Source organism: Halobacillus sp. B23F22_5, assembly GCF_043497085.1.
GTDB lineage: Bacteria > Bacillota > Bacilli > Bacillales > Halobacillaceae > Thalassobacillus.
This window is the reverse complement of the sequence record NZ_JBIEKI010000001.1, coordinates 60,983-77,549: the sequence shown is the minus strand read 5'-3', so window position 1 is coordinate 77,549 and position 16,567 is coordinate 60,983. Positions and strand designations below refer to the sequence as shown.

The window sequence follows — 16,567 nt, the reverse complement described above, 5'->3', positions numbered from 1 at the left end:
CGTACCTATTTGAGGTACGGTACCAAAGAAAGCCTATTTGATTAGGAAAAGCAGGTTCTTCTGAAAAAAACCTGTTATTGAATCGGCGTTTTGTTAGGAACGCCAGCTTTTCTTGGATATTTTTTAGGAGTCTTACGGCGTTTTTCTATCAAAGCAATATTCCGTTCGCTATTTTCTTCCGGCAGTTCAAAGGTGTGCACCTGAGCTACTTCACCGCCGACAGTACGGATCGCAAGTTGAGCATCTTCGAGTTCATCTGACAAATTCGGGCCTTTCATCGCAATGAATAGTCCGCCTTTTTGGGTTAGCGGCAGGCATAATTCACTCAATACGGAAAGCCTGGCAACGGCTCGAGCCATGACAATGTCATAGCTCTCCCGGAACTTGCTGTTCTTTCCGAAGTTTTCCGCTCGATCATGATAAAATGCGACATCACTCAGTTCTAATTCATGGGCTAAGTGATTTAAAAAGGTAATCCGTTTCTGTAATGAATCAACAATCGTCACTTTCAAATGGGGGAAAACGATCTTAAGAGGAAGGCTGGGAAATCCAGCCCCCGCTCCAACATCACAAATTTGTAAAGGTTTCGTGAAATCATGGTAGAAAGCAGCGGTAATAGAATCATAAAAATGCTTCAAGTAGACGCCTTCCTCATCTGTGATGGCAGTCAGGTTCATTTTTTCATTCCATTCCACCAGGATTTCATAATATTGCTGGAATTGCCGTTGTTGTTGTTCATTCAATTCGATTCCTTGTTCTTTCAGCTTGGTTAGAAAGGTATGCTTATCCATTGGTCCATCCTTTCTTTTCTTATTCGTTGGATACGCGTGCAATCTTTCCTTGTTCGATATAGACAAGTAAGATCGAAACATCAGAAGGGTTAACTCCTGAAATACGGGAAGCCTGACCTACAGAAAGTGGACGGACTTCTTTCAATTTCTCGCGGGCTTCCGTAGCTAAACCATTGATGGCATCATAATCGATATTATCTGGTATTTTCTTATCGTCCATCTTTTTCATTCGTTCAATTTGCTGTAAGGCTTTCGTAATGTAGCCTGAATATTTCGTTTGGATTTCGACCTGTTCTTTGACGTCATCAGGAAGGTCTTTTTCAGGTGCTGTCAAGGTTTCGATCATATCATACTTCATTTCCGGTCTTCGCAACAAATCAGAGGCACGGACAGCTTCTTTCAACGGTGTGCCGCCTGCTTGTTCGATGATACGCTGAACTTTTTCTTCCGGCTTTAAAATGACCCCGTCTAAACGTTTCCGTTCTTCTTCGATCAACCGCTTTTTCTCCTGGAACTTTTCATAACGTTCTTCGGTGATCATGCCCAGCTGATGACCGATTTCCGTGAGACGCAAGTCAGCATTATCATGACGTAGCATCAGCCGGAACTCGGCACGGGACGTAAGCAGACGATAAGGTTCATTGGTTCCTTTTGTAACCAGATCGTCGATCAGCACTCCGATATATGCTTGTGAACGGTCAAGGATTACCGGTTCAAGATCAAGTGCTTTGGCAGCAGCATTGATTCCTGACATGATTCCTTGGGCAGCAGCTTCCTCATAACCAGAAGTTCCATTGATTTGCCCAGCTGTGAATAGGCCTTTGATATTTTTCGTTTCCAAGGTAGGCCATAGCTGAGTCGGTACGACAGAATCATATTCAATGGCATAGCCGGCACGCATGATTTCTGCTTTTTCAAGCCCTGGTACTGTTTCTATCATCTTTTTCTGTATGAATTCAGGAAGGGATGTGGAGAGTCCTTGTACATAGACCTCTTCCGTGTTCCGCCCTTCTGGCTCCAGGAAAATCTGGTGACGTGGTTTATCGTGGAAACGTACCACTTTGTCTTCGATCGAAGGACAATAACGCGGTCCTGTCCCTTTGATCATTCCGGAATACATCGGTGACAACCCTAGATTTTCGTCGATGATTTGATGGGTGTACTCATTCGTATAGGTAAGCCAGCATGGAATCTGATCCATGATGAATTCGGTGGTTTCATAAGAAAATGCCCGTGGTTCCTCATCACCTGGCTGGATCTCTGTTTTAGAGTAATCGATGGTATGACTGTTGACACGCATTGGCGTCCCGGTTTTAAAACGGACCATCTTTATCCCCAGCTCTTCCAAATGCTCCGATAAAGCTACAGTCGGACGCTGGTTATTAGGCCCACTCTCATATTCCAAATCCCCGATAATTACTTTTCCTCGCATAAATGTACCAGTGGTAACAATAACAGTCTTCGCAGTATAAGCCGCTTTCGTCTCTGTCACTACACCCTTGATTTCATTATCCTCAACAATCAAGCGCTGAACCATACCCTGGCGCAATGTCAGATTTTCCTGATTTTCTAACGTTTCTTTCATTTCCTGAATATATAGTGGTTTATCCGCCTGTGCTCGCAACGCACGCACAGCAGGGCCTTTTCTGGTATTCAGCATACGCATCTGAATATGCGTTTTATCAATGATTTTTCCCATCACACCGCCAAGCGCATCGATTTCACGCACGACGACACCTTTTGCCGGTCCTCCGATCGACGGATTACACGGCATAAAAGCAACCAAATCCAGGTTCAAGGTAAGCATCAGCGTCTTTGCTCCCCGCTTTGCTGAAGCAAGTGCTGCTTCACACCCTGCATGACCTGCACCAATAACGATCACATCATAATGTCCAGCATCGTAAGTCATTGGTTGTTGTCTCTCCTTTAAATAATTATTTTCCTAAGCAGAATTGGGAAAAAAGCTGATCAATCAAGCTTTCATGAATAGTATCGCCAACGATTTCTCCAAGTATTTCCCATGTACGAGTTACATCTATTTGCACCATATCAATCGGCATATCCATCTCCATGCCGTTGAGGGCATCTTCTAAAGCTTGCTTGGCTTGCTTCAAGAGCTGAACATGACGGACATTCGATACATATGTCATATCCCCTGTGTCCAATTCACCTTCAAAGAAGACTTGAGAGATTGCCTGTTCCAATTCATCAATCCCTTTTTCGTGAAGCAACGCTGTAGTGATGACAGGGTGCTTGTCTGCCAAAGTATGGACTCGTTCCATATCCAGCCGCGGTTCAAGATCGGTTTTATTAACGATGACAATTACATCTAAATCCCTTACAGCTTCAAAGAGTTTTTCATCTTCTGCCGTCAGCTCATCTCCATAGTTTAACACAAGCAGGATCAAATCAGCTTCCTTCAGCACTTGCCTGGATTTCTCTACACCAATTCGCTCCACAATATCTTCCGTTTCACGTATTCCTGCAGTATCGACAAGGCGAAGCGGTACCCCACGAACGTTTACATATTCCTCAATCACATCACGTGTTGTACCTGGAACCTCAGTGACAATCGCTTTATTCTCATGAACGAGCGCATTCATCAAAGAAGACTTCCCGACATTCGGCCGTCCAATGATTGCTGTCGCCAGCCCTTCACGAAGAATTTTCCCCTGCTGGGCGGTCTGAAGTAATTTTTTTACTTCCTCAAGGACTTCTTTTGTTTTCACTTCCATCATGTTGTGCGACATCTCTTCTACGTCATCATACTCCGGATAATCGATATTAACCTCGACATGAGCAAGCGTTTCTAACAATTGCTGACGCAGGCTTTGAATTAATTTCGATAACCTGCCATCCATTTGTTTCAAAGCTACACTCATAGCCCTGTCTGTTTTAGCGCGGATCAAATCCATGACTGCCTCTGCCTGTGAGAGGTCAATACGACCATTTAAAAACGCTCGCTTCGTGAATTCGCCAGGTTCTGCAAGCCGTGAGCCTTTCGCTAACACAATTTCCAGTACTCGATTGACAGAAACAAGCCCGCCGTGACAGTTTATTTCCACGACATCTTCCCTCGTGAAAGTTTTCGGCGCCCGCATGATCGAAACCATGACTTCTTCTGCTACTTCATTTGTTTCTGGATCAATGATTTTCCCATAATGCATCGTATGAGAATCGACCTTAGCTAAATCTTTCCCTTGAAATAGTTCATTAGAAATCGATACGGCTTCAGGACCGCTTAAACGGACAATAGCAATGGCCCCTTCGCCCATGGGTGTTGATATAGCCGTTATTGTATCTGTTTCCAATACGCCCACCTCCTTCATTCTTCTACTTCAATTTCATATATATAAGTTATCCACAAACATGTATTTTTCATTGTCACTAACTTATTAGATTATCATATTTCTATCTGATTTGAAAAGATATCAACAAGCTCATTTTTGGATGCGATTCTTATTATCCACATGTGTATAAAGTTAGTTTCGGTATTCGATCAGTCGCTTATTCTTTAGACAAAAAAATATCCGTCAGCAATACTGACGGAATGACAAATCTATTATTTTGACGGACGGATTACCACATAACGTTTAGGTTCATTACCAGCCGAATAGGTCTCCACCTGCTGATTATTTTGCAGGGCAGTATGGATGATTTTTCGCTCATAAGATGGCATCGGTTCAAGCTTAACATCCTCATTTGTACGTAATGCTTTTTCCGATAGCCGGCTTGCCAACGTTTCCAGCGTATCTTTCCGGCGGTCCCTATAACCTTCCGCATCGAGAACTGCTGTATAATATTGATCAGTATTACGGTTAATCGTCAAATGCAGCAAATATTGTAATGCATTCAATGTCTGGCCACGTTTGCCAATCAATAAAGCGATTTTCTCACCGATCAATTCAAAGTGGATATCCCGGCCATGGACAGTGGTTTTCACCTCGACCGGAGCACCCATTTGTTCTGCAATTCCTTTGATATAATGTTCTGCTTCTTTAATGGCATCCTCTTGCTGATCCATTTTTTTAGCCGCGACGTTTATTTCTGGTTCTTCTCTTGTATCTTGCTTTACTTCAGATTTAGTTTCTTGTTCTGCATTGATTTTTTGTTCCTGGTCATCCGCCTCAGGATCCACCTTCGAAACTTTGACAATGGACGGCTTACTGCCAAAACCAAAAAATCCTTTCTTACCTTCATCGATAATATCCACTTTTACTAGGTCCCTGGATGTTTGTAACTGCTCTAACGCTGATTGGACCGCTTCCTCAACTGTTTGTCCAGTAGCAGTTATTTGCTTCACTTAGTTTTTCCTCCCGTTTCTTGTTCTTTCATCATCGGTTTACGGATGAATATCGTCTGCGCGATCATAAACAAGTTACCGACGACCCAATAGAGGGCCAGTGCTGATGGGAAAAAGAATGCAAACGTACCAATCATGATCGGCATAAGGTAAAGCATCATTGTCATTTGCGGATTTTGCATCGCAGTAGAACCAGCCATCATCAGCTTTTGCTGCAAGAACGTGGTTCCCGCTGTCACTACAGCCAAAATATAGCTCGGTTCACCAAGCTCCATCCATAAAAAGCTATGGGTGGCAACTTCTGATGTACGCATGATTGCATGGTAAAAACCGATCAAAATCGGCATTTGGACAACCAGCGGCAAACAGCCAGCCAGCGGATTCACTCCATGCTTTTGGAAAAGCTGCATTGTTTCCTGCTGTAATTTTTGCTGTGTCTGTGCATCTTTAGAGCTGTGCTTTTCACGCAACTCCTGTAATTCCGGCTGGATATCCTGCATCGCTTTTGAACTCTTCAATTGCTTAACGTTAAGCGGCAGCAATATCAAACGAATGATAATGGTGATGATGATGATCGACAGACCATAGCTCTCACCAGTGATATCGGCAAAATACTCGATAGTTTGAGATAGAGGCCATACAACATATTCATTCCAAAAACCCGTACTATCAGAAGTGATGTCTTCATTGACCTGCGTACACCCTGATAAAACGGTAAGTATTCCAGTCATGGCTAACAGCCACAAGACCTTTTTACGCAACGTCCCTTCCTCCTTACTCCCTGACTCATTTACTTTTCTCTTAAACATTTTAGCATTTTCATAGGACTCAATTCTATATTATATCTTAGACTTATTGTCTTTCGATAATAACTTTGATTTCGACAAAACATGGGTAAGACTTTTCTTCATTTGATGGAAATCCATATCTTTCGTTGGTTTACGGGCAATGATAATTAAATCATACCTGGGATCGATATTGTCTTCAAGCTCATGGAAAGCTTGTCTTAAGTATCGTTTGATCTGGTTCCTTACTACAGCAACGCCAATACGTTTACTTACAGACAAGCCGATCCGGAAATGATTCTGGTCTTCTTTTTTCAAGTAATAGATTACCAATTGACGATTAGCGAACGATTTACCCTTTTTGAAAACCTGTTGGAATTCTTCATTTTTTTTGATTCGGTATGCTTTCTTCATGAGCTTATTCCTCCACTTTAACGGAAAAAAAGACCACTGACTTCATCTCAGTGGCCTATGCAGATAGAACTTTTCTTCCTTTACGGCGACGACGAGCCAAAACTTTACGTCCGTTTTTCGTGCTCATGCGCGTGCGGAAACCGTGTACCTTTTTACGCTTACGATTATTTGGTTGAAATGTACGTTTCATTATATAGACACCTCCTGGTGAAAATTAAAAGTTGAAATTAAAATGCTAAAAGGCAGTCCAATCAATTATAAATAAACCTATCCAGAAATGTCAACTCTATCTTTCATTTCTTTTTAAACTGCTTGGGATCTTCCCTAGTCTCAGCGTTATATAACAGCCTGTATCATAACACAAAACCCAGCATGTTTTACAACCTATTTTATTTGCTATACAATCTACATTTGTCAATAATCCACAGCCGTTGTTAATATAATTTTCGACGGATTCAGACTATCCACAGCAAATATCGACAACCTAATCACAAAATATAGTGTTGTGGATATTTTTCATCTACAACCTGTGGTGATTGTGGATAAACATCGAAAAACCGTTGCAACACAAGGATTTATTTGATATCATATTTGTGTTTTAACTTTGGAAAAATGAGCAGCGGATATAATCTTCTCCACAGACTGTGGATAAACTGTGGATAGTCGTACACAGGCCTGTTTTTAAAGTTATGCACAGCTTTGTGGACAATGAAAATAAATAGTCGAAACCTGTAGAATGAACCATTTTTCTATCCACACCAATTAAATATAGCTTTTCCCACACGGGATTGTACAAACGTTATACATTACAACCTTTCGAGCTTTTTTCGCGTGTTCGAGAAAGAGAACGGGAGGTTTTTTGTTTCATGTGTTACTGGATGAAAGGGGTGAGACGATTTGGAAAATATTCATGAACTCTGGGACAGCACCCTGGAGAAGATGAAAGAAAAAATAAGCAAGCCCAGCTTCGAAACATGGTTGAAAGCAACGAAAGCAGATTCCTTACAGGATAATACCCTGACGATAGTTGCCCCCAATGAGTTCGCGAGAGATTGGCTTGAAAATCAATATTCCAAATTGATCAGTGAAACAGTTTACGAAGTGACAGGAGCAGAATTAAATACAAGATTCATCATTCCAGAAAACAAGGAACAATCCTTGGAAGATGTGAAGCTCGCAGCAAAAAAAGTACCTGATGTGAAGCAAAATGAAGGAGAAGAATCTCCGCAAAGTATGCTCAACTCAAAATATACTTTCGATACCTTTGTTATTGGATCCGGAAACCGTTTTGCGCATGCAGCTTCGCTCGCCGTAGCTGAAGCACCAGCAAAAGCCTATAACCCATTATTCATTTATGGGGGAGTAGGACTGGGGAAAACCCACTTGATGCATGCGATCGGCCATTATGTATTGGACCATAATCCAAATGCAAAAGTAGTCTATCTATCTTCTGAAAAATTTACGAATGAATTCATCAACTCGATCCGTGACAATAAAGCTGTCAACTTCCGTAATAAATATCGAAGTGTCGATGTCTTATTGATAGACGATATTCAATTCCTCGCCGGGAAAGAACAGACCCAGGAGGAGTTTTTCCATACATTCAACACACTGCATGAAGAAAGTAAACAGATTGTCATCAGCAGTGACCGACCCCCCAAAGAAATACCGACGCTTGAGGATCGGCTGCGTTCCCGGTTCGAATGGGGGCTGATTACCGACATCACCCCTCCTGATTTAGAAACACGGATCGCCATCCTTCGTAAAAAAGCGAAGGCAGAAGGACTCGATATTCCTAATGAAGTAATGCTCTACATCGCCAATCAGATTGATACCAACATTCGCGAGCTTGAAGGCGCCCTTATACGTGTTGTTGCTTATTCTTCTTTAATCAATCGCGATATCAATGCCTCATTGGCGGCAGAAGCATTAAAGGATATCATTCCAAGTTCCCAGCCTAAGGTGATTACGATTGAAGCTATTCAGGAAATGGTCGGGGAGAAGTATAATGTCCGCTTAGAAGATTTTGTGGCGAAAAAACGAACGAAACAAGTAGCTTTCCCGCGTCAGATTGCCATGTTCTTATCTCGTGAACTGACAGATTTCTCATTGCCGAAAATTGGGGAGGAATTTGGAGGAAGAGACCATACGACTGTCATCCATGCACACGAAAAAATTTCAAAGATGCTTGCGGAAGATCAGAATTTACAACGAGAACTCGATGAATTGAGAGAACGGTTGAAATCCCACTGACGTTAATATGTGTATAACTCATTCACGGTCATCAACAGTCTATCCACATGTGGGTAGACTTTCTTTCCTTGAGTTTTCCTATGGTTATCCACATATTCACAGCGCCTATTACTACTGTTACTATTTTTATTAATAAAAAATATATATAATGACTCATTTAGGAGGATCTTTAATGAAATTCATAATCCAACGCGAACAATTGATGGAAAGCGTACAAAATGTCATGAAGGCTATTTCTTCCCGTACGACTATTCCAATTCTTACTGGAATGAAACTGGAAGCAAGTGAACAAGGCGTGAAATTGACTGGCAGTGATTCTGATATTTCCATTGAATCGTTTATTCCTGCTGAAGAAGATGGCATTGTTTATGTAGAACAAATCGAACCTGGCAGTATTGTATTGCAGGCGAAATACTTTCCAGATATCGTACGGAAACTTCCTCAAAATACAGTGGAAATCGAAACCGATGACCATCGTAACGTCACGATCCGTTCCGGAAGTGCTGAATTCCATTTAAACGGACAAGATGCTGAAGAATATCCACAGCTTCCTCAGTTACATACCGAGGATAGCTTTGAACTGCCAATTGACTTATTGAAAAACCTGATACGCCAAACAGTTTTCGCTGTATCAACTTCTGAAACCCGCCCAATTTTGACGGGGGTTAATGTGAAAATTGAAAATGGTGAATTGCAATTTACAGCTACAGACAGTCATCGTCTGGCTTCCCGTAAGCTTCCGCTGGAAGACCAGGAATCTCAAATCTCCTTTAACAATGTAGTCATTCCTGGTAAAAGTTTGACGGAGTTGAACAAGATACTTGCAGATTCTGACCAGGTAATTGAAATCAGTGTCACTGATAATCAAATATTATTCCGCACCAAACATCTTTACTTTTTGTCACGTTTGCTGGATGGGAATTATCCGGAAACTTCAAGGCTTATTCCGGATGAAAGTAAAACAGTAGTGACCATGGATGCCAAAGAACTGCTGCAATCCATCGATCGAGCTTCACTGCTGGCCAGAGAAAACCGTAATAATGTCGTCCGTTTGATTACAAAAGGCGGCAACCAAATCGAAATCAACGGTAACTCTCCTGAAGTAGGAGATGTCGTAGAAGAAGTGAACGCCGAAGCAATTGAAGGGGAAGAATTAAAGATATCCTTCAGTGCTAAATATATGATGGATGCCCTGAAAGCTGTAGGGAGTGATCAGGTGAAAGTGGAATTTACTGGTGCAATGCGCCCGTTCCTGATTCGAGCCACCGATAATGACCAGGTACTGCAGCTGATCCTGCCTGTCCGAACTTACTAAAAGTCCAACAAAACGAGCCGACGTCCCACTAAACGTCCGGCTCTTCTTTTTTTATAAATGATCTATCGATAAAGTTATTGATGCGGAGGAAATTCACTCCACATCAATGCCAACAATAGCTCTCATTTATTAAATAAAGATTATGCCACCCTATCCTCCCAAAATAGAAATGGAACCATTAAGGATTTTATAGTATGGCTCATCCTTTTCTTTACTGCTTTTTTTTAGTAAAATAGAAAGATAGGCAAACTACTTGATTAGGGTGAAAAATATGGACGATAAAATAGAAATCTCCACGGAATACATTCAACTGGGTCAGTTTTTGAAATTGGCAAATATTGTCGAATCCGGGGGAATGGTCAAGATTTTCTTAGCGGAATACGAAGTATATGTCAACGAGGAACTGGAAAACCGCCGAGGAAGGAAATTATATCCAGGTGACGTTGTCGAAATTCCGGGCATGGGCAGCTTCGGTGTTGTAAAAGAAAGTTGAACCAGACCGGTTGAAAGGAAATTCGGATGTATATTAAAGATATCAAGCTGAGAACCTTCCGTAACTATGATCAAATCCAATTACAGTTTGATGATAAGATCAACGTAATTATCGGCGAAAATGCCCAGGGGAAAACAAATCTGATGGAAGCCATCTATCTGTTAGCATTTACCAAGTCCCATCGTACGCCAAGAGATAAGGAACTTATCCAATGGGACGAAGAGTATGCTAAAATAGAAGGTAGTATATATAAACGTAGCCGTCGATTTCCATTAGAAATCATCCTTTCAAAAAAAGGGAAAAAAGCAAAGCTGAATCATTTAGAACAAAAACGCCTCAGTGACTATATCGGGGCGTTGAATGTTGTTATGTTTGCACCTGAGGATTTGAACCTGGTCAAAGGGAGCCCTCAGGTGCGTCGTAGGTTTATTGACATGGAAATCGGACAGATACAGCCTGCATATATCTATCATTTGGGTCAATACCAAAAGGTTTTGAAACAACGCAATCATTTATTGAAAGACCTGCAGCGTCATCGTCAAACAGATAAAACAATGCTGTATGTACTGACCGATCAGCTAATCGAACACGCCAGCACCATCATTGAAAGGCGTTTTAAGTTCCTGAAGCTGTTACGCAGCTGGGCAGGCCCGATCCATGAGAGCATCAGCAGACAGCTCGAACAACTGGAAGTCCATTATGATGCCAGCGTAGAAGTATCAGAAGCTATGAATTTGGAAACAATTAGTACTAGATATCAAGAAAAGTTTTCGAAAATCGAAGATAAAGAAATCGATCGTGGAACTACACTGGCAGGACCGCATCGGGACGACCTCATTTTTTATGTCAACGGAAAGGACGTCCAGACCTATGGATCACAGGGGCAGCAGCGGACGACAGCTCTTTCTTTGAAACTGGCAGAAATAGAGCTGATTCATAGTGAAGTAGGAGAATATCCGATTTTACTTCTTGATGACGTCCTTAGTGAGCTGGATGATTTCAGACAGTCGCACTTGCTCCATACGATTCAAGGAAAGGTGCAAACCTTCGTATCGACCACCAATATCGCTGGGATCGAGCATGAAGCATTGAAAGAGGCGGAAATATTCCGTGTTGCAAACGGAACAATTGAAATTGAGAAATGAGGTGGAACGTTGTTCATTCATATCGGTGACGATCAAGTAATTCGTTCGAAAGAGGTAGTAGCAATCATTGATCACACCTTGATTTCTTCCTCATCCATCATTGAGGAAATGATTTACAATCAGCGTAAAGAAAAAAATGTAGTTGAAACACAGACACAGGAAGCCAAAGCGATCGTCATTACCGATGATCAGATATATTTTAGCCCCTTATCTGTGATGACGTTGAAAAAACGTGCCAATATGATGGCCACTTTAAATAAATTGGAAGATTTCTCTGAGATCATCGACGAAGAAGAATGATGGATGTGGATCGATTGCACAGAGTTTTAAGGATATATTTTTCCAGGATGGCATAGAAAACTTCTGGAGGGAATGTAGGTGAAAACCGTGAGTGAAGAAGCAATGAAAAATCGTGAATCTTATGATGAAAATCAGATACAGGTTTTAGAAGGTCTGGAAGCGGTCCGTAAACGTCCCGGTATGTATATTGGTTCGACCAATGAGAAAGGGCTGCATCACTTAGTCTGGGAAATCGTCGATAACAGTATCGATGAAGCAATGGCTGGTTATTGTGATAAAATCCAGGTGATCATCGAAGAAGATAACAGTATTACAGTAACGGATAATGGCCGTGGTATTCCTGTCGGTATGCATGAAAAAGCAGGACGTCCAGCGGTTGAAGTGATTATGACCGTGCTTCATGCCGGAGGTAAATTCGGTGGCGGCGGTTATAAGGTTTCAGGGGGACTGCACGGTGTAGGTGCCTCTGTCGTGAATGCATTGTCCACGTATTTGGAAGTATTCGTTCACCGTGATGGCAAAATCCATTACCAAAAATTTGAACGTGGGATTCCCTCAGGGGACTTGGAAGTTATCGATGAGACCGATATTACCGGTACCCGGATCCACTTCAAGCCCGACCCTGAAATATTCAGTGAAACAGAAGAATACAACTACGATACGCTAGCCCATCGTTTACGTGAATTGGCTTACTTGAATAAAGGCTTGACGATTTCTATCGAAGATAAACGTATGGAAGAACCGGAAGAGAAAGATTTCTATTACGAGGGCGGAATTGTTTCGTATGTCGAGCATATGAACCGTACCCGGGAAGTCATTCATGAGCCGTTTTATGCAGAAGCGGAGCAGGACGAGATCACCGTTGAAATAGCGATTCAGTACAATGATGGCTTTGCCAGCAATATTTATTCCTTTACGAACAATATCCACACCTATGAGGGCGGAACACATGAGTCCGGATTTAAGACTGGGTTGACACGTGTTATCAACGATTATGCAAGAAAAAATAATATGTTCAAAGAAAATGACCCTAACCTGACCGGGGATGATGTTCGTGAAGGTTTGACAGCTATCATTTCGATCAAGCACCCGGATCCGCAATTCGAAGGTCAGACGAAAACCAAGCTGGGTAATAGTGAAGCACGTACTGTCACGGATCACTTATTCTCAGAGACTTTTTCTAAGTTCCTTTATGAGAATCCAGCTATGGGGAAAGTGATTGTGGAAAAAGGTCTGATGGCATCCCGTGCCCGGATGGCAGCTAAGAAAGCTCGTGAATTGACACGTCGGAAAAATGCTTTGGAGGTTTCCAACCTTCCAGGAAAATTGGCTGACTGTTCCTCCCGCGACCCTAATATCAGCGAAATATATATCGTTGAGGGTGACTCAGCCGGCGGATCAGCCAAGCAAGGGCGAGACCGGCATTTTCAAGCAATTCTTCCGCTTCGTGGAAAAATTATCAATGTCGAAAAAGCTCGATTGGATAAGATTTTGTCCAACAATGAAGTACGTGCCATGATTACAGCCCTTGGGACAGGAATCGGGGAAGAATTCGACCTTTCGAAAGCTCGTTACCATAAGGTTGTCATCATGACAGATGCCGACGTCGACGGCGCGCATATCCGTACACTATTGTTGACGTTTTTCTATCGGTATATGCGCCCATTGATTGAGAGCGGATATATCTACATCGCGCAGCCGCCTTTATATAAAGTCACCCAGGGGAAGGCTGTACACTATACCTATTCGGACAAGCAGCTTGAGGCTTTACTTGCAGAGCTGTCTAACTCACCAAAGCCTGGCTACCAACGGTATAAGGGGCTTGGAGAGATGAATCCGGAACAGCTTTGGGAAACGACGATGGATCCTGAAACACGGACGTTGAAGCAAGTGAACATGGAAGACGCTATCGAAGCGGACGAAACGTTCGACATTTTGATGGGAGATAAAGTAGAGCCCCGTCGTAACTTCATTCAAGATAATGCGCAATATGTGAAAAATCTCGATGTTTGATCGAGTAGGAAGATATAAGTGAACAGAACTATTTTAGATAAATCATTCACACGGAACATTCCTTGTCAGATCACAATCAAGTAATGGAATCTGATAGATAGTAATGCACGAAGGCTGTAGTTATCCTGCTGCAGTCTTCCTTCCTCATATGTGATAGGAGGTAATTTCATGGTGGATCAACCAAATCGTCCACGTGTCCAAGAAGTTAATATCAGTCAGGAGATGCGGACTTCATTTCTAGACTATGCCATGAGTGTCATCGTAGCCAGGGCATTACCAGATGTCCGGGACGGTCTGAAGCCTGTTCATCGCAGAATATTATATGCGATGAATGACCTCGGTATGCATTCCGATAAAGCATATAAGAAATCAGCACGTATCGTCGGTGAGGTAATCGGTAAGTACCATCCTCATGGTGATTCAGCCGTTTATGACACGATGGTACGGATGGCTCAGGATTTCAACTATCGCTATATGCTTGTCGACGGACATGGAAACTTTGGGTCTGTCGATGGGGATGCTGCAGCTGCGATGCGTTATACGGAAGCTCGGATGTCGAAGATTTCTATGGAAATACTACGAGATATCAATAAAGATACAATCGATTATACCGATAACTATGACGGGGCAGAAAAAGAGCCTGTTGTACTGCCAGCCCGTTTTCCAAACCTGCTGGTAAACGGTACATCAGGGATTGCGGTTGGGATGGCTACAAACATCCCGCCTCATCAGCTCGGTGAAGTCATTGATGGCGTCCTTGCATTAAGTAAGGATCCGGATATTACCATTCAGGAATTGATGGAGAATCATATCTTTGGTCCGGATCTTCCGACAGCCGGCCAAATTCTCGGCCTAAGCGGTATCCGTAAAGCTTATGAAACCGGAAAAGGTTCCATTACCATCCGGGCTAAAGTGGAAATAGAAGAGCAAGCGAACGGGAAACCCCGTTTGATTGTGACCGAATTGCCATATCAAGTGAACAAAGCCCGCCTGGTAGAAAAAATAGCGGAACTTGCCAGAGACAAGAAAATTGAAGGAATTACGGACCTGCGTGACGAATCAGATCGAAACGGCATGCGGGTCGTGATTGAACTTCGTAAAGACGTAAACCCGAATGTACTGTTGAATAACCTGTATAAAATGACAGCATTGCAAACATCATTCGGTATCAATATGCTGGCCTTAGTAGATGGGCATCCAAAAGTACTTAACTTGAAGCAAGTACTGGAGCACTACCTGGAGCATCAAAAGGTCGTCATCAGGCGCCGTACTGCTTATGAACTACGCAAAGCAGAAGCACGGGCTCATATTTTGGAAGGTTTACGGATAGCACTCGATCACCTCGATGAGGTCATCAAACTGATCCGTGAATCGAAAACGACAGAAATCGCCCGTGAGGGATTAATGACACGCTTTGAGTTGTCTGAAAAACAAGCGCAGGCAATTCTAGATATGCGTCTGCAGCGTTTGACTGGTTTAGAACGTGAAAAAATCGAGGATGAGTACCAAGAACTCGTGAAGTTGATTGCCGAGCTTCGCGCTATCCTGGCAGATGAAGAAAAGGTATTGGAAATCATCCGGGAGGAATTGACAGAAGTCAAAGAACGTTTCAATGATACACGCCGGACAGAAATCGTCATTGGTGGAACAGACTTCATTGAAGATGAAGACTTGATCCCGGAAGAAACCATCATCGTGACCTTGACTCATCAGGGCTATATCAAACGCCTTCCAGCCTCTACCTATCGCACCCAGCGCCGGGGCGGACGAGGCGTACAGGGTATGGGCACGCACGAAGATGATTTTGTTGAACATCTGCTGTCCACTTCAACCCATAACACCTTACTGTTCTTCTCGAACAAAGGAAAGGTATATAAGGCAAAAGGCTATGAAGTACCTGAATTCAGCCGGACAGCCAAAGGGATACCAATCATCAACATGCTTGAGGTCGAGCGCGATGAATGGATCAATGCGGTGATTGCCGTAGAAGACTTTGTCGACGATTGGTATTTCTTCTTCACGACACGAAAAGGGATATCCAAACGTACCTCTATTTCCCAATTTGCCAATATCCGAAAAGGCGGTTTGATCGCACTTAACTTGCGCGAGGAAGACGAACTGATTTCCGTCCGACTCACCAATGGGGAAAAAGATATCATGATCGGAACCCGTCATGGCATGTTGATTCGTTTTGAAGAAGATCAAGTACGGACCATGGGTCGTACAGCTGCCGGCGTAAAAGGAATTTCCTTACGGGAAGGGGATGAAGTCGTATCGATGGAAATCATCGATGATGACCTCCAAGTCCTTACTGTCACCGACAAAGGCTTCGGTAAACGGACCCCAGCCGCTGACTACCGCATAACTAACCGTGGCGGTAAAGGGATTTTGACATGTAATCTCACAGAGCGTAATGGGGAAGTAGTGGCAGTCAAAGCTGTTACTGGCGAAGAGGATGTCATGATTATCACGGCTACCGGGGTACTGATCCGGATGCCGATCGAAAGCATTTCCGAAACAGGCCGTAATACGCAAGGCGTTCGCCTGATACGCTTGCAGGAAAATGAGTCTGTTGCTACGGTTGCTGTACTTGAGCCGGAAGAAGAGGAAGAACTTCCTGAAGAATCAGAAGAAGCAGTAGAAGAAGTCATGAACGAAGAACAAATTTCTGAAGAAGATTCATCCAACGAAGAAGAATAACAACAGAAATTTAGAAGTGATAGTAAAGTCGTCCTGATGTAAAAAGGGCGGCTTT

Annotated in this window: 14 protein-coding genes; 7 read left to right on the top strand and 7 right to left on the bottom strand. The window is 42.8% G+C overall.

Going from position 1 to position 16,567, the window contains the following annotated elements; all coding sequences use genetic code 11:
• Positions 1 to 74: 74 nt before the first annotated feature.
• From rsmG to rpmH, 7 genes are all read right to left on the bottom strand, one after another.
• Positions 75 to 791 carry a 16S rRNA (guanine(527)-N(7))-methyltransferase RsmG gene (gene rsmG, locus ACGTN9_RS00400; RefSeq protein ID WP_499589440.1) on the bottom strand — a complete coding sequence of 239 codons (717 nt, stop codon included), beginning with the start codon at positions 789 to 791 and terminating at the stop codon, positions 75 to 77.
• A gap of 19 nt (positions 792 to 810) precedes the next feature.
• Entirely contained in the window at positions 811 to 2,700 is a 1,890-nt protein-coding gene (gene mnmG, locus ACGTN9_RS00395) for a tRNA uridine-5-carboxymethylaminomethyl(34) synthesis enzyme MnmG (RefSeq protein WP_499589438.1), read from the bottom strand.
• A 25-nt stretch (positions 2,701 to 2,725) separates the two neighbouring features.
• Positions 2,726 to 4,102: a tRNA uridine-5-carboxymethylaminomethyl(34) synthesis GTPase MnmE gene (gene mnmE, locus ACGTN9_RS00390; RefSeq protein WP_499589436.1), complete on the bottom strand. Its 1,377-nt coding sequence runs from the start codon at positions 4,100 to 4,102 to the stop codon at positions 2,726 to 2,728.
• A 251-nt stretch (positions 4,103 to 4,353) separates the two neighbouring features.
• Positions 4,354 to 5,094 (bottom strand): RNA-binding cell elongation regulator Jag/EloR, encoded by a 741-nt coding sequence (gene jag / locus ACGTN9_RS00385; protein ID WP_499589434.1) that lies wholly within the window; start codon positions 5,092 to 5,094, stop codon positions 4,354 to 4,356.
• Positions 5,091 to 5,855 carry a YidC family membrane integrase SpoIIIJ gene (spoIIIJ, locus tag ACGTN9_RS00380; RefSeq protein ID WP_499589432.1) on the bottom strand — a complete coding sequence of 255 codons (765 nt, stop codon included), beginning with the start codon at positions 5,853 to 5,855 and terminating at the stop codon, positions 5,091 to 5,093. Before spoIIIJ ends, jag begins: the two co-directional genes overlap by 4 nt.
• A 78-nt stretch (positions 5,856 to 5,933) precedes the next feature.
• The gene (gene rnpA, locus ACGTN9_RS00375; RefSeq protein ID WP_499589430.1) at positions 5,934 to 6,293 is read right to left on the bottom strand and encodes a ribonuclease P protein component; all 360 of its coding nucleotides are present in this window, start codon (positions 6,291 to 6,293) and stop codon (positions 5,934 to 5,936) included.
• A gap of 55 nt (positions 6,294 to 6,348) precedes the next feature.
• Complete coding sequence (gene rpmH, locus ACGTN9_RS00370) at positions 6,349 to 6,483, bottom strand: 50S ribosomal protein L34 (RefSeq protein WP_019377820.1); 135 nt, start codon at positions 6,481 to 6,483, stop codon at positions 6,349 to 6,351.
• A gap of 707 nt (positions 6,484 to 7,190) precedes the next feature.
• Here rpmH and dnaA point away from each other — a divergent pair.
• The 7 genes from dnaA (at position 7,191) to gyrA (ending at position 16,512) form a co-directional block, all read left to right on the top strand.
• On the top strand, positions 7,191 to 8,546 hold the full coding sequence (gene dnaA / locus ACGTN9_RS00365; protein WP_499589427.1) for a chromosomal replication initiator protein DnaA: 1,356 nt from the start codon (positions 7,191 to 7,193) through the stop codon (positions 8,544 to 8,546).
• Positions 8,547 to 8,718: 172 nt separating this feature from the next.
• Positions 8,719 to 9,861 carry a DNA polymerase III subunit beta gene (gene dnaN / locus ACGTN9_RS00360; RefSeq protein ID WP_499589425.1) on the top strand — a complete coding sequence of 381 codons (1,143 nt, stop codon included), beginning with the start codon at positions 8,719 to 8,721 and terminating at the stop codon, positions 9,859 to 9,861.
• A 271-nt stretch (positions 9,862 to 10,132) separates the two neighbouring features.
• Positions 10,133 to 10,354 carry a S4 domain-containing protein YaaA gene (gene yaaA, locus ACGTN9_RS00355; RefSeq protein WP_499589423.1) on the top strand — a complete coding sequence of 74 codons (222 nt, stop codon included), beginning with the start codon at positions 10,133 to 10,135 and terminating at the stop codon, positions 10,352 to 10,354.
• Positions 10,355 to 10,380: 26 nt separating this feature from the next.
• A complete protein-coding gene (gene recF / locus ACGTN9_RS00350) occupies positions 10,381 to 11,499 on the top strand; it encodes a DNA replication/repair protein RecF (protein ID WP_499589421.1) in 1,119 nt (372 codons plus the stop codon).
• A 9-nt stretch (positions 11,500 to 11,508) separates the two neighbouring features.
• Positions 11,509 to 11,799, top strand: coding sequence for an extracellular matrix regulator RemB (gene remB, locus ACGTN9_RS00345; protein WP_499589419.1), 291 nt, complete (start codon positions 11,509 to 11,511; stop codon positions 11,797 to 11,799).
• 102 nt (positions 11,800 to 11,901) lie between these two features.
• Positions 11,902 to 13,812: a DNA topoisomerase (ATP-hydrolyzing) subunit B gene (gyrB, locus tag ACGTN9_RS00340; protein WP_499590471.1), complete on the top strand. Its 1,911-nt coding sequence runs from the start codon at positions 11,902 to 11,904 to the stop codon at positions 13,810 to 13,812.
• Between the two features lie 168 nt (positions 13,813 to 13,980).
• The gene (gene gyrA / locus ACGTN9_RS00335; RefSeq protein WP_499589417.1) at positions 13,981 to 16,512 is read left to right on the top strand and encodes a DNA gyrase subunit A; all 2,532 of its coding nucleotides are present in this window, start codon (positions 13,981 to 13,983) and stop codon (positions 16,510 to 16,512) included.
• The last annotated feature ends 55 nt before the right edge of the window (positions 16,513 to 16,567 follow it).